The sequence below is a fragment of the Paenibacillus sp. FSL W8-0426 genome (assembly GCF_037969725.1).
GTDB lineage: Bacteria > Bacillota > Bacilli > Paenibacillales > Paenibacillaceae > Paenibacillus > Paenibacillus hubeiensis.
On record NZ_CP150203.1, the window covers coordinates 3,015,749 to 3,035,202 of the forward strand.

17 protein-coding genes and 1 pseudogene are annotated in these 19,454 nt (G+C 51.0%); 15 read left to right on the top strand and 3 right to left on the bottom strand.

What is annotated here, in order from left to right; translation table 11 throughout:
• Window positions 1-8: 8 nt before the first annotated feature.
• From MKY59_RS13745 to MKY59_RS13795, 11 genes and pseudogenes are all read left to right on the top strand, one after another.
• Window positions 9-101, top strand: a pseudogene (locus MKY59_RS13745) (DNA-binding response regulator); the annotation flags it as partial.
• Window positions 102-392: 291 nt separating this feature from the next.
• Window positions 393-1,790 (top strand): PQQ-binding-like beta-propeller repeat protein, encoded by a 1,398-nt coding sequence (locus MKY59_RS13750; protein ID WP_339278040.1) that lies wholly within the window; start codon window positions 393-395, stop codon window positions 1,788-1,790.
• Between the two features lie 164 nt (window positions 1,791-1,954).
• Window positions 1,955-2,479: an HPP family protein gene (locus tag MKY59_RS13755; protein ID WP_339278041.1), complete on the top strand. Its 525-nt coding sequence runs from the start codon at window positions 1,955-1,957 to the stop codon at window positions 2,477-2,479.
• A gap of 327 nt (window positions 2,480-2,806) precedes the next feature.
• Window positions 2,807-3,976, top strand: a complete 1,170-nt coding sequence (locus MKY59_RS13760) for an MFS transporter (protein WP_339278042.1) — start codon at window positions 2,807-2,809, stop codon at window positions 3,974-3,976.
• A gap of 380 nt (window positions 3,977-4,356) precedes the next feature.
• The gene (locus tag MKY59_RS13765; RefSeq protein WP_339278386.1) at window positions 4,357-5,853 is read left to right on the top strand and encodes a right-handed parallel beta-helix repeat-containing protein; all 1,497 of its coding nucleotides are present in this window, start codon (window positions 4,357-4,359) and stop codon (window positions 5,851-5,853) included.
• A 113-nt stretch (window positions 5,854-5,966) separates the two neighbouring features.
• Window positions 5,967-6,446 carry a DUF6530 family protein gene (locus tag MKY59_RS13770; protein ID WP_236413792.1) on the top strand — a complete coding sequence of 160 codons (480 nt, stop codon included), beginning with the start codon at window positions 5,967-5,969 and terminating at the stop codon, window positions 6,444-6,446.
• A 216-nt stretch (window positions 6,447-6,662) separates the two neighbouring features.
• Window positions 6,663-7,142 carry a DUF6530 family protein gene (locus MKY59_RS13775; RefSeq protein ID WP_236413793.1) on the top strand — a complete coding sequence of 160 codons (480 nt, stop codon included), beginning with the start codon at window positions 6,663-6,665 and terminating at the stop codon, window positions 7,140-7,142.
• 1 nt (window position 7,143) lies between these two features.
• Window positions 7,144-8,352 (top strand): MFS transporter, encoded by a 1,209-nt coding sequence (locus tag MKY59_RS13780; protein ID WP_339278043.1) that lies wholly within the window; start codon window positions 7,144-7,146, stop codon window positions 8,350-8,352.
• Window positions 8,353-8,370: 18 nt separating this feature from the next.
• Window positions 8,371-9,471, top strand: coding sequence for an AAA family ATPase (locus MKY59_RS13785; protein WP_236413795.1), 1,101 nt, complete (start codon window positions 8,371-8,373; stop codon window positions 9,469-9,471).
• Window positions 9,468-10,577 carry a nitric oxide reductase activation protein NorD gene (locus MKY59_RS13790; RefSeq protein WP_339278044.1) on the top strand — a complete coding sequence of 370 codons (1,110 nt, stop codon included), beginning with the start codon at window positions 9,468-9,470 and terminating at the stop codon, window positions 10,575-10,577. Before MKY59_RS13785 ends, MKY59_RS13790 begins: the two co-directional genes overlap by 4 nt.
• Before the next feature lie 190 nt (window positions 10,578-10,767).
• The gene (locus MKY59_RS13795) at window positions 10,768-11,172 is read left to right on the top strand and encodes an RDD family protein (RefSeq protein WP_339278387.1); all 405 of its coding nucleotides are present in this window, start codon (window positions 10,768-10,770) and stop codon (window positions 11,170-11,172) included.
• A 126-nt stretch (window positions 11,173-11,298) separates the two neighbouring features.
• On the opposite strand, the gene MKY59_RS13800 is transcribed toward MKY59_RS13795, so the two are convergent.
• The 3 genes from MKY59_RS13800 to MKY59_RS13810 form a co-directional block, all read right to left on the bottom strand.
• Window positions 11,299-12,555, bottom strand: coding sequence for an MFS transporter (locus tag MKY59_RS13800; RefSeq protein WP_339278045.1), 1,257 nt, complete (start codon window positions 12,553-12,555; stop codon window positions 11,299-11,301).
• A gap of 50 nt (window positions 12,556-12,605) precedes the next feature.
• Window positions 12,606-13,514 carry a winged helix-turn-helix domain-containing protein gene (locus MKY59_RS13805; protein ID WP_339278046.1) on the bottom strand — a complete coding sequence of 303 codons (909 nt, stop codon included), beginning with the start codon at window positions 13,512-13,514 and terminating at the stop codon, window positions 12,606-12,608.
• A 232-nt stretch (window positions 13,515-13,746) separates the two neighbouring features.
• Window positions 13,747-14,397 carry a bZIP transcription factor gene (locus tag MKY59_RS13810; RefSeq protein ID WP_236413800.1) on the bottom strand — a complete coding sequence of 217 codons (651 nt, stop codon included), beginning with the start codon at window positions 14,395-14,397 and terminating at the stop codon, window positions 13,747-13,749.
• Between the two features lie 309 nt (window positions 14,398-14,706).
• Here MKY59_RS13810 and MKY59_RS13815 point away from each other — a divergent pair, with 309 nt between their 5' ends.
• The 4 genes from MKY59_RS13815 to nikA are packed head-to-tail and all read left to right on the top strand — an operon-like array spanning window position 14,707 to window position 19,444.
• Window positions 14,707-15,591, top strand: coding sequence for a diaminopimelate epimerase (locus tag MKY59_RS13815; protein WP_339278047.1), 885 nt, complete (start codon window positions 14,707-14,709; stop codon window positions 15,589-15,591).
• Complete coding sequence (locus tag MKY59_RS13820; protein WP_339278048.1) at window positions 15,579-16,376, top strand: SAM-dependent methyltransferase; 798 nt, start codon at window positions 15,579-15,581, stop codon at window positions 16,374-16,376. The genes MKY59_RS13815 and MKY59_RS13820 overlap by 13 nt, the downstream gene beginning before the upstream one ends.
• 47 nt (window positions 16,377-16,423) lie before the next feature.
• Window positions 16,424-17,749 (top strand): opine metallophore biosynthesis dehydrogenase, encoded by a 1,326-nt coding sequence (locus MKY59_RS13825; RefSeq protein ID WP_339278049.1) that lies wholly within the window; start codon window positions 16,424-16,426, stop codon window positions 17,747-17,749.
• A 54-nt stretch (window positions 17,750-17,803) separates the two neighbouring features.
• Window positions 17,804-19,444, top strand: a complete 1,641-nt coding sequence (gene nikA / locus MKY59_RS13830; protein WP_339278050.1) for a nickel ABC transporter substrate-binding protein — start codon at window positions 17,804-17,806, stop codon at window positions 19,442-19,444.
• Window positions 19,445-19,454 lie beyond the last annotated feature (10 nt).

A 19,454-nucleotide genomic window follows, 5' to 3' on the forward strand; every position in this document is an offset into this window, starting at 1 on the left:
GGGATGGCATGGCTGCGACACTTGTTGCCGACGACGACGCGAACATTCGCGAGCTCGTTTGTTTGTTTTTTTGCAACAACGGATTCGAAACGCTTGAAGCTGCCTTGAGGAGCAAGCCGAACAATTCCGCACAGGGTAAATACATCCCGATGGAAGGCTAGCAGCATTACCTGCGCCATACGAAATACAAAGAAATTGCCCGGGAATTTAAGGCGTACATGCAGCAAATTCAATAATATGCGTTCAACGGAATGGAACTGCGGCGCCGTACTCGGTGCCGTGGTTTTTCGCTATGAGCATTGGCTCTTGCATGCAACTTTTCAGATGTTGGGAACGTTGGTTAATGAAGAGAGAGGTTTACCATTATAAGATTTCAATACGGAGGTCTGATCATGCCCAATACCGAAACCAAACGGGACTTTAAAGGGTCCAATAGAAGAATAGTTCGGCGTACAGCGTCAGGCATCATTGCGGCAGTGCTTATGGCCGGCGGGATTGCCGCCATGGGGCCGTCCCATGCATACGCCGAAAAAGCCGATGTGTCCATAAGCCATTGGTACGGATATCCTCAATTGCAGGTACCTGAACTGAAACCTGTCTGGGAAGCGAAAGTCGACAACTATTTGAAAAATGAAGCTTATTACGGACAGCAGGCGATTGCGGAGGACGGAAAGGTATTTGTTTTCTCCGGCAAAAAACTCATTGCGCTCGATGCAAAAACAGGCAAACGCTTGTGGGCCTATGGCAAAGAATTGACTCCGATTGTTGCTTATGGGAACGGCGTCGTATACGGCTTGACGGCTGACCATAAACCGTATGCGGTGGATGCCAAAACGGGCAAAGCCAAATGGGTATCCGGCTCGTCCACGTGGATTGAAGCTCGTTTGCGGACCGAGAAGCTGGTCCCGACTGCGGATACGCTGTATATGATCAACGGCAGCACGACGTTTGCCTTCGACAATCAAACAGGAAAACTGCGCTGGAAGGCCGATGAAGCGCTCGCGGAAGGAAACGGCACCGAATATTTGGAGATCGCGGACGGCGTCGTGCTTCGGACATTCATGGTTCAGGGGGCGCTCACATCGGTTCAGCTGAACGCTTACGACCAAAAAACGGGCAAAAAATTATGGGACGAGTTCGGGCAGGGGGAAGCGCTGCATATCAAAAACGGCCTTGTCTATACTGCCGATTATTATTCTTCGAGATTAACCGATTACGAATCATCGCCTGATCGCGCGATGAAGATCAATGCGTACAACCTGAAGACAGGAGCTTTAAAAGGCACTCGTGAATATCGCTGGAAAATGGAAGGCGAACCACCGTACACGTACGGGTACGGAGCCGTGCTGGCCAGCGGGGACAAATTGTACATGGAGCAGGGCAACAAGGTGGCTGAGTATCCGCTGGATGCGTTCAAAGAAGGGGAGAAACCTTTGCGGACATTCCAACGCCCCTATGGGGAGGGCTGGGAACTGCTCACCGTTGCGCAGGACCGGCTAATTTACAAATCGGGAGACGGGGAGTTGGCAGGCATCAAGTTGGCGAACGGGCAGGCAGTGCAATGGAACGGGGATGCACCGATATCTAACGTTAACGTGTACGGCAAGGGCATGTACCGGGCAGAACGGAACGGGACGCTGCTGGCGATCAACATGCTGACGAATCAGCCTGTGTTCCGCGTCAAAACCGGGGCGGACCTGCATGAATCCACTTTGAAAACAAACGGAATGATCATCATTCAGGCGGAAGGCCGACTGCTCGGCGTGAAACTTCCGGCATCATTGAAATAACGCACATACTTACAGTTTGACGAACAATTGGCCGCTGCACTTCTTTAAAGAAGTGCAGCGGTTTTTCTTTTGTAATGACAAAATTGTCATAATAATATTGACAAAAGTCACTGACAAACTTATAACTAAAATATTATGTAAACATGATTCTCGGAGGGCAGTGAATGAATTACAACGATGAAGCAGGCTTTTTTGCCAAAATGAAAGCACCGGGGAGGAGTACGCTGAAAGTACATCCGCGAAGCGCAATTCTAGCAGGCATCGGAGGTTTTGTGACGATCGGCATCTTGTCTTTCCTGACAAGCTGGACCTCCAGCGAGTGGCTCATGGCTCCGTTCGGTGCGAGCTGCGTATTGGCTTTTGGCTTGTGGGATGCGCCATTATCCCAACCGAGAAACATTATCGGCGGACATTTTATTTCCACGTTAACAGGACTGATCATGTATCACTTGTTCGGCAACAGCAACTGGGTCATCGCCGCAAGTGTGGGCTTATCGATTCTTGTCATGATGCTCACCAAAACGACCCATCCGCCTGCAGGCGCCAATCCGCTGGCCATCATGCTGGGCGGAACCGGCTGGTCGTTCCTGTTCATGCCGGTGCTGACGGGTTCGATTCTGATCGTGCTGGTCGCGCTGGTGATCAACAACCTTGATAAATCGCGCAGATATCCAACCTTTTGGTATTGATGCTCGGAGCATCTGGAATTTAACTTGAACCGATACAGAACGGGCAAAGAAAGAGGACTTCCATCCGTGAAGTTCTCTTTTTGCTTTACTGCACTCGCAGTGCCCTAGTGTGATTGATCCGTATAGTTTCTAGGGTGAGGACGGATATACATACTTGAGCGTTCATCTTTGTACACATATCAAAATAGTGATAATATACGTCAAAATATAGAGAGATTGCAACAGAAAATATCAATATCATTACATTTGTAGTTATAACAATAGAATCACGCCCGGGTGACAGGATTGTTAACAGCGATCACGATACAGATGGAGGAAAGAATTGAAATGGCTACATTATTGCTCATCTTGATTTACCTTGCATTCATCGGACTCGGACTTCCGGATGCGCTGCTTGGCAGCGCATGGTCCGTCATGAAGCAGGATATCGGCGCCACGACGGAAATGGCGGGTTACATCTCATTAACCGTTTCCTTCTGTACCGTCATCTCCAGTTTGTTTGCAAGCAGATTGTTGCACAGGCTGGGCACGGGAAAAGTTACGCTCATCAGCATTTTGTTCACAACGATGGCGCTGCTTGGCTTTGCGGCATCCAGCGAATTTGTGTTTTTGATCCTCTTGGCCATTCCGTTGGGACTTGGCGCTGGGTGCGTAGATGCGGCATTGAGCAATTACGTCGCATTGCATTTCAAAGCAAAGCATATGAGCTGGCTGCATTGTTTTTGGGGGATCGGGGCCATGACGGGTCCGTTTGTCATGTCCTATTGGCTGACCCATGGAAACAACTGGCGTGTAGGATATTTCACAGTCGGAATGCTTCTGCTGGTCATCGTCATCGCACTGCTGGCATCGTTGCCGTTATGGCGGATTTACGAAAAAGGCAACATCGAAGAGGGTAGTGCGCAAAAGCTGGTCAGCAACAGGGAAGCCGTGCGCATTCGCGGCGTGAAATCGTCCATGCTGGCCATGCTTTGTTACAACGGGTCAGAGACCGCTGCCGGATTGTGGATCGCCTCCTTTTTGATCGCGGGCAAAGGGCTTGATCCCGCTAAGGCTGCTGCCTATACGTCCCTTTTCTATATCGGGATCATTATCGGTCGTGTCTTTTCGGGATTTCTTTCGACGAGCGTTTCGAGCAAAAACCTGATACGATATGGCGGGCTTATCGGTTGCTTCGGCCTCCTTGTCCTTGTTTTGCCTGTCCCGCATTGGGGTGCGGCAGGCGCTTTGTTCATTGTCGGCATGGGCGGTGCGCCGATCTATCCAAGCATCGTCCATGCTACGCCGGAGCGGTTTGGAGAAAAGGCTTCATCCAGCGTGATTGGACTGCAGATGGCCAGCGCATACACGGGTTCCACGCTTATTCCGTTAATGACGGGCATGGTGGCCGGCCGATTCGGGATGTCCTGGGTACCCGTCATTCTGCTCGCGCTCTTCGGCATCATGTTTGTTGCTACTGAAACGGCGAACAGAGCTCTTAAGATGGGGATCCGCTGACGGCTGTTCATTCGGAAACACGGGTTATCCACGATTTAATGTGTTCCATCTCTGGCAGACCATGCAAAAGATAAAAAGCAGTTGAACGGCCTTGGTCCTGAAATCATTCGGACGGAGGCCGTTTATTTTTTTCATCGCTCCAACGTTGATGGGGTAGCAACGGCGCACATGCGTACGCCTCAGCCAGTCAAGACGAACCGTGCATTTACAAACCCCAAGATAGCGATTCGTAGCCTTCCGGCGGGCGGTTTTTTCGAGTTTTCTCGTAAAAATCGGTATAATGGAGGGATTACATATAACTATATGTTGCAGGCAAGGAGTTGAGGAAACGAATGGAATGGATCCAATGTTTATTGCTCTTATTGGGCATGGCTGCGGACATGGGAACGGAATCGGGAAATAAACCTGCTGCACCGGCAGCCTCGGCCGATTCGACGTATTATGTTTCCAAAGAAGGCAGCGATGCCAACCCGGGAACGAGCAGCAAGCCGTGGAAAACGCTGCAGCACGCAGCGGATACGGTTCCCGCAGGCGGTACGGTGCATGTACGGGGAGGAGTGTATAACGAAAAACTGAAAATGACGCGCTCCGGTTCGGCATCGAAAGGACCCATTGCTTTTGTGAGCGACGGATCGGACAAGGCGATCATTGACGGATCAGGGCTTTCGGTCACAGGCAGCGAAGGTCTTGTCGAACTGAGCGATGTAGAGTATGTGTCCATCCAGGGATTCGAAATTCGAAATTATTCGACGGCATCGAGGGATGTGGTGCCGATGGGGATATACGTACATGGTTCCGGCAGTTTCATCCAGTTAGTGAACAACGACATTCACGACATTCATAACACGGCCAGTCCTGCGGGTGACGATCTGCATGGGCGGGATGCGCATGGAATCGCCGTTTACGGCACAAAAGCACCGGAATCAATTCATGATATTACCGTTGCGGACAACGAACTGCATCATCTCGTGCTTGGTTCCAGCGAATCGCTGGTGTTGAACGGCAACGTGGACCATTTTGTCGTATCAGGCAACCGAATCCACGATAACGACAATATCGGCATCGACCTGATCGGTTTTGAAGGCATAGCACCAGATGCTGAGTATGACCAGGTACGGAACGGCGTGGTGAAGGAGAATTATGTGTACAACATTTCAGCGAACAACAATCCTTCCTACGGAAAGGAGCTGCCCAACGGCAGTTTTTCTGCGGGAGGCATCTACGTCGATGGAGGCAAAGAAAGCGTGATCGAACGAAATTACAGCTATGATAACGATATCGGGATCGAGATTGCCTCAGAACATGCTGGACGAACGACAGACCATATTACGGTTCGCAGCAATCTGGTTTATAACAACCGTCTTGCCGGGATCGCCATCGGCGGATATGACGACGAGCGGGGCTCGACGTCCCATGCGAAGATCGTGAACAACACGTTGTACAACAACGATACGTTGGAAGAGGGAAGTGGACAGCTTTTCGTCCAGTATGATACCCGGAACAATGTCATCCAAAATAATATTTTCGTGGCAAGCGCCTCCGGTGTGCTGATTTCTAACGATTACACCGAAAATGCCGGGAATGTGGTGGATCATAATTTGTATTTTGCCAAGGGAGGCCCGGAGGACGCAGAGTGGACATGGATGACCAAAGGGTACAACGGATTCGCGGCGTACCAAGCTGGAAGCGGGAACGATGCACACTCCCGGTTCATGGATCCCCAATTCATGCATGCAGGCAAGGGCGATTTCCGTCTGCGGGCTGCGTCCCCGGCGATGGATACGGGAAAAGCGCTTGGGGACATGCTGGGGACCTTCGATCTGGATGGCAATCCAAGAGTCAGCGGGTTCGGCGTGAACATGGGGGCTTACGAATAGCCCCTGTATTCAGGGAGCAAGCTTTGTGGCTGAATTGACTTGTCCAATAATTCAAGATAGAATAATTTGATTTAGTAAATTAGTGGATTAGTAAAGGAGAAGTGGGGAGAAGCATGAAAATTCCAACTACTTTGAAACATAAACCGGTCGTTGTAGCCGAAAACTATGAGCGCGTAGATGGCCGGCTTGGTCCAGACAGCGATGCCAAAGGCCTTTCCCTTGGACTGGCCCAATGGAATGATCGCGGGAAGGTGGATATTTCCGCCAAAGTATGGAGATACACGGGAGAGAAATGGTCGCGGCAATCCGAGGAGCTGCCGCTTCATCGTGTGCTGGATTTGTCCATTTTGATCTGCCGTTCATTGGAGCATTTCCGGGAAGCTTACCAGTATGAACACCTGTATGACGAGAACAACCCGGTTATTGATCGCGTCGGGCTGCAAGGCGACGCCTTGAATGTAGCCGTCTGCACGGATAACGAGAAAATCAACGACGATATCAAGCTGTTTAGCCAAGCACTGAGCGACAACGACGAGATGATCGGGGAACGCCTGCGCACCTTGTCCAAAATTCTTCGCGACATGGGGTACTAAGCCCATTTTTGCGTGTTCACGGAGTACCATTTCATGATAAAAAAAGAAGCCGAAATTCCTTTTAGATAAAGGGGATTTCGGCTTCTTTTCGTTTTGGGCTGCTCTGGAAAAACGAGAAATGAGGTTGACTTGCATGGTAAAGCAGGATAAACTGATGCAGTAATTTAGTAAATTACTAAGTTAGTAAATTAGTAAATCTGAAAGAAGGGGAGAACTATGAAATCACCCACGCAGCTCCATCACCAACCCGTCATTGCTTCGGATCGTTATGAGCAGGTGGATGGTGTAAGGGCAGGCAATAAAGCAAGCAAACGTCTCACATTGGGCGTCAGTCGGGAAGCCGGCACGGGCAGGGAAGAAATTTCCGCGATATTATGGAGCCAGCTTGGTGGAGATGCTGCAGAGTCATCCGAGCCGATGCTGATGCATCGGGTGCTTGACCTGTCGATCCTGATTTGCCAATCGTTGGAGTACTTTCAGGAAGCCTACCGCTACGAGCATTTGTACGATCCCGCACAACCGGTGATCCAAAAAATTGGTCTGCAAGGCAGTGCCATGACGGTGGCGGTCTGCACCGAAAATGACAGCATTCGCGAGGATATTCAGGCGTTCAGCCGGATTTTGAATGACAACGGCGAAATGATCGGCGAACGGCTGCGTACGTTGTCGGCCATTTTGAAGGAAATGGGGTATTGACATGTTTTCCAATCGATACGTTCGGACCGTCATCCTTTCCCGAGTGCTGCTGCAATTGGGCATATGGATTCGGAACTACGCGGTTTTGCTGTTCGTGACGCAATGGACGAACAACAATCCCGTATACGTTTCCCTGATTTCGGTCGCGGAATTTGCCCCGATCTTTCTGTTCGGACTGATTGGAGGCACGTTTGCCGACCGCTGGAAGCCGAAACGAACGATGGTGTGGAGCGATCTATGGTCTGCACTGTCGGTGGTGGCCGTATTGTTGACCGTGATGAACGGGGGATGGATCGCGCTTCTCATCGGATCATTCGTTTCCGCCAGCCTGTCCCAGTTTTCGCAGCCTTCTGCGATGAAACTGTACAAACGCCATGTTCCGGCAGAACAAATTCAGGGCGTGATGGCCATGTCGCAAACGCTGGTGGCCACATTCATGGTGCTTGGTCCGGTGATCGGGACGTTTATTTTCATCCGGTTCGGCATTGAAGTGTCCCTTGTTTTGACGGCAGTTCTATTTCTGGGATCTGCGCTGATCCTGTCCTCACTGCCTCGCGACGAAGAAGAAAACCATTCCGGTCAAACGGGCAAATTCATGGCGGAATTGGCTGCCGGACTGAAGTACATTGGTGCCAACCGATCGTTAAGGACGCTTAGTTTGACGTTTGCCGCCGTCGGATTGGCCTCGGGATTAACGCAGCCGCTACAAATTTTTCTCGTGATCGAGCAATTAAGGCTGGACGTGTCCTATTTGCAATGGTTCGTTATGGCGAACGGGGCGGCGATGCTGATCGGCGGTGCCGTTATCATTTCCCAGGCCAGGAAGATGAGTCCGCAAACGATGCTTATGGCAGGTCTGCTCGTCTCTTCCGTTTGCACGATCGGCATCGGAGCCTCCACTTTGATCTGGCTCACGGTTCTGCTGCTTGTCGTTAGCGGTTTGGTCTACCCATGCATTCAAGGCGGTATCCAAACATTAATCGTAGGAAACAGCGAAGCGGCTTACATCGGGCGGGTATCCGGGACCATTACGCCTGTGTTTATGGGCATGATGGTCGTCGGCATGCTTGTATCCGGATATATGAAGGATTCGTTTTCGCTGCTGGCCGTCTATGCGGTGAGCGGAGGTTTGATTATCGTCGGGGCACTATTGCTTGTTCCGATCCTTCCCCGCAAGAAGGAGAAACAGGCCAAGATTCAACAGGTTTAAAAAGGAAGGTGAGTTTACATGAACAATCAAGGAGCTTACGTGCTGTCGCCGGAGAGGATATGGACGGAAGCGGAGCAAAAGCTGGTATGGCATAAACCGGATTCCCATAAAACGAGTCAGGAGGAACTGCGGATCACCGAAGAAATCAAACGCAATTGGCATCGCGGAGAGATGAAGATCGCCAATATTTTGCTGGAAGGCGATGCCGGATCGGGCAAAACACAATTGGCGAAGGCGCTGTCGGCCAACTTGGGGCTGCCGTATACGAAGGTCACCTGTTTTGCCGATATGGATAAGTCGGATATCATTGGCGCCATTCTTCCCGTCATCGGGCCGGAGCAGATGGAACAGCTCGATTCCTCGGATCAAAAAGCGCTTCAGGCTTTGTACGAGAGCGATGGGTTCCGAAGTATCGCCGAAGTGCTGACAGAGGCATGGGGAGTGACGCAGGAGCAGGCTTCTGCCCGAATGAAACGGTTGTTACAGCAGGTTAAAGATCACGCCAAACGTGAAACGGTCGAATACCGCTTCTATCCCTCCGAGATCGTCAGAGCTTATCGAAACGGTTATCTTCTGGAAATTCAGGAGCCTAACGTCATTCGCGATGCCGCGGTGCTGATGGCATTAAATTCGGCGCTGGAGCTGGACGGCAGCATCAATCTCCCGACAGAGATCATCCGCAGACATCCGGATTTTGTCGCGGTGATTACCGCGAACCGCAGCTATGCGGGCGCCAGACCGCTGAACGAAGCATTGCGAGACAGGGTGCAGCATTCGGAGAAAATGGATTTGCCGACTAAAGAGGTCATGGTGGAACGGGCGAGGGCGAAAGTTGGATTCCACGATGAAGCGGTATTGAGCGTGCTCGCGGAAATCATTATTTTGCTGGATCAGACGGCTCGGGCCAATGCCATCAAAGGCGTTGCCGGCATGCGCTCATTCTTTTACTGGACCGATGCCGTAGCCCGAGGGGCTTCTGCCCGCGAATCAATGTACTATAAAGTGATATACAAAATGACGACAGATGCCGAAGAAATCAGGCTATTGGAGGAAGCGCTCGAAAAACGCGGGCTGCTCGCGGAACTGGATGACGTTTTCGAAAAAAAAAACGGAATTTGAGCGAAGCGGCGGATATTCAGTTGGAGGGAGATATTTTTCAGCAAAGCAATGAACTTGAAGAACTCTCCGGGGAGCAAGGCGCTTCGTTCAAAACGTCGGCAGACCACGAAGGGAGAAGCACTGAAGTCCCGGATGACGCGGCTTACACCGAGCGATCGGAAACCGAGGGCGAAGCAGAACCGCAGTATCATCAGGTCGATCATAGGCAAGTACTGGAGGAGTCCCAACAGCAAGAGCGGGATATTCGCACAAGACTGAACCGGGATGCACGGCAGATCGCTGCCGATTCGGTCCACCGAGGGATCCGGCTTATCGTCCATCGTCCCGACTACAGTGTCCAGGATCAGGAAGCGTATCTTCGCATGAGCAAAGAGCTGTTCCCGATCATTAGGGAAATCGCCAGGAAGGCGCTTCCGCTGCTCCAGCATGAAGAGTCACCTGACTTTTCAAAGAATCGCTATTATGGCAGCAGGTTTCAAGCGGACCACGTGGCCTATGGGGATTATCGATATTTTGCCCAAAAACGTCCGCCTTCCGAATCTCCATCCCTGGTCGTTGGACTCAGGGTCGATGAATCGGCCTCCATGTCTGCGTTCGGAAGGCTGGAAGCCGCTAAGCGCGCAGTCCTCGCAGTGTATGAATTTTGCCGCATGTGCGATGTGCCTGTGCTGATCTACGGGGATACGGCGGATGTATCCAGGCTGGAGCAAATGTCCGTTTTTGCGTACGCGGATGGTGACAGAACAGATGATAACGACCGCTTTCGGTTGATGACCATCGCGGCCAGAAGCAACAATCGGGACGGCCTTGCGTTGCGGATCATTTCCGAACGACTGGTGGCTTCCACGCAGCAAACCAAGCTGCTCATCAGCATTAGCGACGGTCAACCGAAAGCGATGGAGAACTACACGGGCAGCTATGCGATGGGAGACATGCGGCAAACCATCGAAGAGTATGAACGAAAAGGCATTACGTTTCTGGCTGCCGCCATTGGGCATGATAAAGAGCTCATCGGCGACATTTATGGCCAAGAACGATTTTTGGACATTACGGATCTGAAGGAATTCCCGGCCAAGTTGGTGCGTACGATTGCGCGTTACCTTTAGATGCTGCGGATGAAGCTGAAGTGCTGTGCAGAAAACAATCGTTTTGGAGCCGTCGATGTTTGATTTTGCAAAATGGGTGTTATTGATATACATTCCTCGGAATACAAATTTATACTATGATTAGGGCGTACCTGAAACTTGCCTATAAGATGAGTTTTCAGGTACGCCTTAGTACTTCAAGTTTGGAGGAATCCCATTGTATAAAGCAGGTTTTTGGGTCAGACTCGCTGCAAGCATTCTGGATAGCATCATCATCACGCTGCCTTTGGCCGTCATTGCAGGCATCCTTACGGGAGATTATGACAGCAACAACCCGGTGGCGAACCTTCTTAGCGGGCTGTATTCGATGCTTCTGCCGGTATTTTGGCAGGGCCGGACGATTGGAAAGCGCATATGCGGAATTCGAATTCGGAAATACGACTCGCATGAGCCGCCGACCATCGGCACGATGCTGCTGCGCGTCCTCGTCGCCGGGATCGTTTATGCCATTACGTTTGGAATCGGAATCATTGTGAGTGCCTTTATGGTAGGTTTACGCGAGGATAAACGTGCCATTCACGATTTTATCGCAGGCACGGAAGTGGTCTGGGATTAGGGGAAAGACCGAAGCACCAAAAACGTCGTTCCTGCATGCGAACGGCGTTTTTGTTGTTGATCCTTTTTATGAAAGGGAAGGGGATGACTTTGCGATATAAGACAGAACAAGAAGATTTGATTTGTATTAACTCCTTGTTATATGCACCTTGTCGTCTGTGACAATCCGTAGGTTAGTTAAGTCTCCATCCAGTTTTTTCAGACTCGGCAGCCATATCGCTAAAGTTGCGCATACCAAAGGAAGAAGTCCAAAGGCGATGAACAAAAAAGGCAAACCATAACGCTCGGCTATTGCTGCGCCTGCCAGTGCACCAATAGGCTGCAATCCTCCGCCAATCAAAAAACGGATGGAATTGACGCGCCCTTGCAGCTGCCGGGGGACGAGCGTACCGTGCAGCGATGAGCTAAGCGATCCGAAGAAAGGGATGGCCACACCCGTTGCAAATAGAAGAACAAGCGCAGAAGGATACGTCGGGAACAGCCCAAGCAAAACATGGAACAAACCGATCGCAGCCAAACTGCCAAGCATAACGGTCCTCCTTTTTTGAACATCGCCCATCCAAGAGATGATGGTCAGCCCTGCCAATGTACCGATGGCTGAAGCTGTACTCAGCGTTCCAAGGGTGGCGGCGTCACGGTGCAGCACCTCCCGGACAAAAGGAACCATCATGGTCGAAATGGCAATGGAAGACATGTTGCTGACGGCTACCATCCCCATGATGGATAACATGGCAGGAAAGTGCAGATAAAACGTGAAGCCTTCTCCAATGTCTTTGATATACGACCGCAGCGAGAAGGATTTATCTGTTATTGTGTTTGGTTTCTGCATGGCAGGCAGACATAACAAGAAGCCAATGGCCATCATGTAACAAATGGCATTGATGCCCAGCGTCGGCAATGCCCCAGCGGCAGCGGTGGCAGCCCCTGCCAAAGAAGGCCCCAACAATGCTGCCGCATTACGGCAGCCATCGATCACGGCGAATGCCCGTACAAGTTTGCGTTCTTGCGCCACTCCAGGGACGACTGCCATGGCTGTAGGCATAAACAATGCGGAACAAGCACCGCTTAATACGGCAGCAAGAAATAACTGCCATAATTGCAATTGTCCTGCGAGGCCCAAGCCGAGAGGAAAAAGCAGGGCAAACAATCGTACAGCAGCCAGTCCGGCCATGAATCGGCCACGGTGCAAACGATCGGATAGGGGGGAGCCGATCAGCCGAAAAACCAGTTCGGGAATGCCGTAACAGAGTGCCAAGGCACCCATAGCCAGTTTGGATGCCGTCAATTCGTACACAAGCCATTCCATGGCCAAGAGGCCGAATGCATCACCGAACGAACTAAGAGTAATGGTGGCCAGAAGGCCGTAATAACTTCGCTTGAGCATGCGGGTTCCTCCAGTTGGTTGTATTGCACAGAAAGGGGCGGGATGTTCTCCTATTTGCCTTGAATGTATGAACCGATTTGCTGCGGGAGATCATGCAGTGCTTCAAGGCGCAGACTGTACGCGGTATTTTTTTGGTCGTAATGAACGATGACCAGTCCTGCTGCCCGCAGAGCGATAAGATGGTAGTGTATCGTGCTTTTGGACAATTTAACGTCACGAACGATCTCGGTAAAGGTCAGCTGTTGTCCAGCCAGCAGGCGCAGGATATACAATCTGGTTTCGTCGGACAATGCACGCGTCAGACGTAAAAGGGCATCTGTCGGCCGTCCCGGTTCGGGTGGCATAATATCGCAAGAATAGCTGCTGAAAATCACTTCATCATAGAACGCCGAAATAACAAAGGGACGGGCATGATATTGAGGAATCAGGACCACTTGTTTCAGTGCATCGCTAGGATACAATCTCATGCCCGCGGTAACCTGTTCGTAAACCTCAAGGCCATTGCTTCCGTTCAATGTGGAACGTCTCGTTTCTGCTTCCCGCGCAAGTCCTTCCAAAATGGCAGGGTCAATCTGCGAAAAATATTGCCGGTCCCATTCCCGTACGGCTTCAGCCGTCCGACTGCGCAGCTCCGGCAGATTGGAAGGGACGGTTAACTGTAGCTTTGCAGCGATATCGTACAGTTGCCCTGTGGACAAATCCTCCAACCAATTCAAAAAGCCATCTACCGATCGATCTCCCGGGCAGCTCCAGATATAAGGCGCAAGACTGAAATCGTCGGTGGCCTTCATGATTTCCCGCATTTGCTGCAGTTTTGTCGGTGCAAATCGGTCTTGCACATCACGCACCCATTGTTTTCCTAGATCGAGAACCCCATGATTTTGTTTGTTCATAAAAGCGGTCATGCTGCTGACACATTCATAAATCGGTGCAAAGTCAAACTCGACGTTGTCGTTCATGCGGATGGTTGCCCTCTCTTTCATTGGTTCTATATTTATAGAACAAATTCTTTGTTTTATTATATACGAACTATAAGAGAAGTATCAACTACCATTTCCACGAATAGATGAGTTAAGGGTGGTGGTTATTACGATTGTTCATTCATTCGTACTGCAAAACAAAGAGCAGGAGGAAAACCTCGCTGCTCTTTTGTGCATTAGGTATTCTTTTTTTTTAGATTCCAGTAGCTCACTATCTCACGGTGTATTCGAAAAGTTGATCCTGGATCTTGATTTCAGCCTTCAACGGCTTGTCGCTTTTGGCGACTTCGTTAGGAATTTCTACAAGATAAAGAAGGGTGCCTGATTTGAGCGGATCAATCGTAGTAATGTTCGTGTAAGTAAAGTCTTCACCGCCACCCTTTTCAATGGTACTAAACGTTCTGTAATCATATTGATTGTCGAATTTCAAATTGACCTCTGCAATTTCATCTGCACCGATTCCTTCAGTGTTCAGGTTTTTCGCTTTGATGGTCAAGGCAAAGTATGTGGAGTCTGCCTCTTTCGATTCGTAATATGTATAGAAAGTTCCTGGGTTGGAAGGCTCTATTTTTTTTGCAATTTTGCTTCCGCTCACCGTTATGTCGGCAAATTTTTCAATGGTTACTTTTTCTCCTTTCTTGAGTGGGGTAACCGTTTCTTCTTGTTTCTGTTCAACGACTTCTTCTGGTTTCGTTTCTTCGGTGTCGCTCGCATTCGAGTTCTCTGTCTGATTTTCACTTGTTGTTGAAGCATCCGTAGTCGTGGCCGACGGCGTGCTTGTCGTTGCTGTACTTGGAGTAGAAGAACAAGCTGTAAGCGTCAATAAAGTGGCAGCTAATAAAATTCCTGTAGCAATTTTCATTTTGTAATGTAGTCCTCCTGGAAATATTTATTTGTATAGTCTATCAGACCTAGGAATATTTTTCTACGTTTTATTGAAATTTGATTAAAATACAGGGCCAAGAAACTATTACGGCGATTCATGCTCCCGAGTTCACTCTTCTCGGTATTCATTCATTGGATCAGAAAAATTCGATTCGGAACAACATGCTGCCTTGAGGGGATAAGAAGAATATATGGAAATTTATGTTGACGGGCTGCCGCCGCTATGCTATATTACAACCAGTTAATAGTAATAATTACGATTAAGCGCAGGGAGAATCGAGGTCATATGGTGAACAAAATAGTCGATTTTGTCAAATTTAATCCAACGCAAAATATGACGATTCTTGTAACAACGAGTTATGAAGACGATCTTGGACGACTGCAAACGGCCAAAGAACTTATGGCATATGGCCATCTTCATGCCGAACAGGTCGGATTCATCGAGAAACCTCGCATCATTTCGGCTAGCGCGGCTCTTCGAATGGCCGGTGGCGAGTTTTGCGGAAATGCCTGTATGGCCTTGGCGGCATGGCTGTGGTCCGGTAACAACGATGACCGGCCGAATGAAGGTGAACTGATGCTGGAAGTTTCGGGAACCGATCGCTTGGTGGCTTGCCGGGTCAGAAGGGAAGGCGAGAATTACCGCTGCCGGGTTGAAATGCCTGTCCCTGTCGGCTTTGAAGCCTTCCACGTTTCGTATGGCGGCAGGATATGGCACATGGTCAAGCTCAACTATAGCGATGCCATCCATATCATTATGGAGATCCAATCTTTCAATGAGGCAATCCGGTCCCAAGCGGAAGAGTTGGCTCGTTTGCTGGGCAAAACGACGGGTCAATCGCTTGTCGGGATCATGCTGTATCAAGCCGACATTAGGCAAATGGCCCCGTTGATCTATGTCAGAACGCTCGACAGCCTGGTCTGGGAACGGGGATGCGGCTCCGGGACGGCTTCCATAGGAGCGTACCTGGCATGGAAGCTTCGGAGTCATGTCAGCGTGCAAGTCAAGCAGCCTGGCGGCATCATTGAAGCGGAGGCTTCGTACACGGACGGTGAGGTCACATCCGTCCGCATCGAAGGCAGCGTAGGTATCGTTGCACAAGGGAAAGCATATGTTCATGTCGGCGAAACAGCAGAAAAGGAGGAGGTCGGTATCGCATGGCAACGATGATCGATTTTCAGCGCGAGCTGCATTCCTTCATGGAATCATTCACCGATTTGGCCCGCGAATTTGATGGAAGCGCAGGGCATGGAGTACGGTTGGAGCACATCATCAATGAATATTCGGGCTTTATAACCAATGAAAGAAATGAAGCTTTGTGGACCAGGCTGCTGTATGAGAAGCCGGCCACGTCAAGAAGACTGGGGGCAGAGCTCAGGCAAATTTCCGCACGCTGCGTGAGCATGATGGAAAAGTATCGGGCTTGGAAGCTGGAGCGTGGGGAGATGCGGATCGACGACTACTTCCAAAACATCGAAGCTTGCATCGAAAAGGAGTTCGGCAGTTTTCGCCTGACGTCCGAATCTAGAGTGCTCATGGTCGGTTCGGGCGCATTTCCTATGACCCCGTTGATGATTGCGAGACGAACCGGAGCCGAGGTCGTCGGCATCGATATCGATGAAGATGCGCTTGCGCTTGGCCAAAATGTCATCCATACCCTTGGACCGGAGCTGAACGTCTCCTTCTCGTCATCGCCCTTGGATGACCTGGCCGGTATGGACCGGATTACGCATATTATTTTCAGTTCCACCGTGCCCGAGAAATACGAAATGCTCCATCGGCTCCACCCGCTGACTTCTTCAGAAATCGTGGTTGCAATGCGCTATGGAGACGGGCTGAAGTCCCTGTTTAATTATCCGATGCAGGAAGTGGATGAACGGGCGTGGAGGCTCGAAGGCTGCATTTTGCAACCCCGCGATGTGTTCGATGTCGCCTTGTATCGAAAGGTTCCGTAACGTTAAGGAAGAAAAAATAGACCAAGAAAGGATGGATGAGGTTTCGAATGAATCCATTTGAACGTGTGTTGATCGCTGGAACGGGTCCTGCCGCCATTCAGCTGGCTGTAACCATGAACCAGCAAGGCAGCTGCGCCGTTGCACTGGCAGGCAGGGAGTCTGCAGGCTCGTCGATCCTGTTCGCGGCGTTGGCGGAGAGTCGTGGGACCGTCCGAGCGGAAACACAGAACGAATCGCATCGCCGAATGCAAGGAGAGTGCAGGCTTGACCGGGTGTATCCGCGCTATGCGGACATTGATGAACCGTGGGATGTGCTCGTTCTAGCCGTTACGACAGATGCCTACTGCGAAGTACTTGAGCAGATGGATTCTTCTGTTCTGCGCCAGCTTCGGTGCGTCATTCTGGTGTCGCCCACATTCGGTTCGGGCAGTTTGGTCAGTCATTATATGCGTAACAGGGGCCATGATCAAGTGGAGATCATCAGTTTTTCCACATACTTCGGGGATACGCGATGGAAGGAAGGCACCCCTTCTTTCCAGGTTCTGACGGCAGGTATTAAGAAAAAGGTATACATCGGCTCAACTGCCCCGGCATCGCCTAACGTGGCACGCTTGACCGGGCTGTTTTCGCGGCTCGGCATTCAATTGCAGAATGCAGGAACGCCGCTTGCGGCCGAGACGCGCAACATTTCGCTGTACGTTCATCCGCCGCTGTTTATGAACGATGTCGCTTTGGAAGCCGTATTTCACGCATCCGCTCCAAGGCGATACGTCTACAAGCTTTTTCCGGAAGGACCGATCACCATGCGGTTGATTGAAGAAATGCTGGACTATTGGAAAGAAATCATGGACATCACGGAGCGTTTATCGCTTCCAAAATTGAATCTGCTCGCGTGCATGAACGAGGACAGCTATCCTGTCCGTCCGGAGAGCTTGGCGCGGGAAGATATCGAACGTTTTACGGAGCTGGAGCCGATCCATCAGCAATATCTACTGTACGTCCGTTATGCCTCATTGCTGATCGATCCGTTTTCCGATCCCGATCCCGAGGGGAAATACTTTGATTTCTCGGCCGTGCCGATTCGCCAGACTTACGTAAACAAGGAAGGGAAGCTGGATATTCCCCGAATGCCGAAGGAGGATTACTATCGCATCAAAATCATTCGCGGCATGGCCCGACGCCTCGGCGCAGCCAGTCCGGTGATGGACCGTTTGATCGCAAGGTACGAATCTGCCTTGGAACGCGCTGCGGCCATTCATGCCCCTTTTCCGTTATCCCGAGCCTTTGCTGCGTGCAGCTTCGATGATCACGTCGACATGATCTACAGCGATCCGATGATCAGGAAGAACGATGGTTCCGCGCAATCCATATAGCTGCCGGTCACGGCAGCCATGACCTATCATGAAATCGAATCAGGAGGAATCAAGGTGTTATCAATCAGGCATATCCCCAAATTAGCAGCATTGCTGCTCATCGCATCGCTATTTCTTGCAGGGTGCGGTACAACTTCAGGACAAGGAGAGACGTTCAACCAAACGGCAAGTTCGCCGGAGGATGCCGCACGGCCATTCGAATTGGTCTACGCGACTGCCAAGGATATCCAGGACATGAACCCTCACCTGTACACCGGGTCGATGTCGGCGCAGGGCATGGTGTATGAATCTCTCGTGGAGAACACCTCCGAGGGCATCAAGCCGCTGCTGGCGGAGTCCTGGGACATCACGGAAGACGGCTTGACCTATACGTTCCATTTGAGAAAAGGGGTTCAATTCCATGACGGCACGCCGTTCACCGCGGACGCCGCAAAGCAAAATATGGATGCGGTGCAGGCCAACGCCGAGAAGCACAGCTGGATCAAATTATCCACCAAAATTCAAACCATCGAAGCGGTGGACGAACACACGCTCAAGATTAAATTGAGCGAACCGTATTACCCGGCATTGGCCGAATTGTCCATGACGCGTCCATACGTGTTTTTGTCGCCCAACGATTTCAAGGACGGCGAGACGAAAGATGGCGTAAACGGATTTCATGGAACAGGCCCTTACCGGATCACAGAGCATAAACCGGATGAATATGCCGTGTTCGAAGCCAACGAAAACTATTGGGGCAACGCGCCGCAAATCCCAAAAATTACGGCAAAGGTGCTTCCGGCGGGAGAGACCACGTTCCTTGCCCTTCAAAAGGGCGAAGTCAATTTTGTTTTTACCGACGATCGGGGAGCGGATAGTTTGGACGTGCAGGCGATGGATCAGCTGATCCAGTCTGGAACGTACCAGATTATTCGCAGCGAGCCGATGAACACGCGCATGATCGTGGCCAACACGGGAAAATCCGGCAGCCCTGCCGCGGAAACGGCCGTGCGTCAAGCCATCTGGCTGTCCATCGACCGCGAAGCGATCAGTTCGGGGCTGACCGAAGGGACCGAGCTGCCTGCCAATACGCTGTTCTCCCCCAACGTCAACGATGCGGACGTGGAGTTGAAGGCAAGAAGCTTTGATCAAGCGAAAGCGGCGGAATTGCTGGACCAAGCGGGATGGAAAGCCGATGCGAACGGCACGATCCGCACGAAGCAAGGTGCGCCGCTGACGATGAATTTGTATTATGACAGCAATGCGCCGGCCCAGAAAGCGATGTCCGAGTTCATCCAGCATAGTCTTAAAAGCGTGGGTATGGAACTGAAACTTGTGGGCGAGGAGTCATCGTCCATTGCAAGCCGCAGGGCAAGCGGCGATTATGATTTGTTGTTCAACCAGACTTGGGGTCTCGCGTATGATCCGCAGAGCACGATCGCGGCATTCACGTCGGCGTCTGCGTACCGACATGCCACCAGCGGCATCGCGGAAGCGCAACAGCTATATCGGAAAATCGACGATGTGATGGTGTCCACGGAGGAAGGGAAGCGGAAATCGCTATACGCCGACATTCTCGGCATCGTGCACGACGAGGCCGTATTCATTCCGCTGACCTATGGCCGCGTAAGCATCGTTGCCCCAAGCGAGCTTCAAGGCATTGCTTTCAAACAGTCCCAATACGAGCTGCCTTTTGAGCAGATGTTCGTACGATAGGCCGCAGACG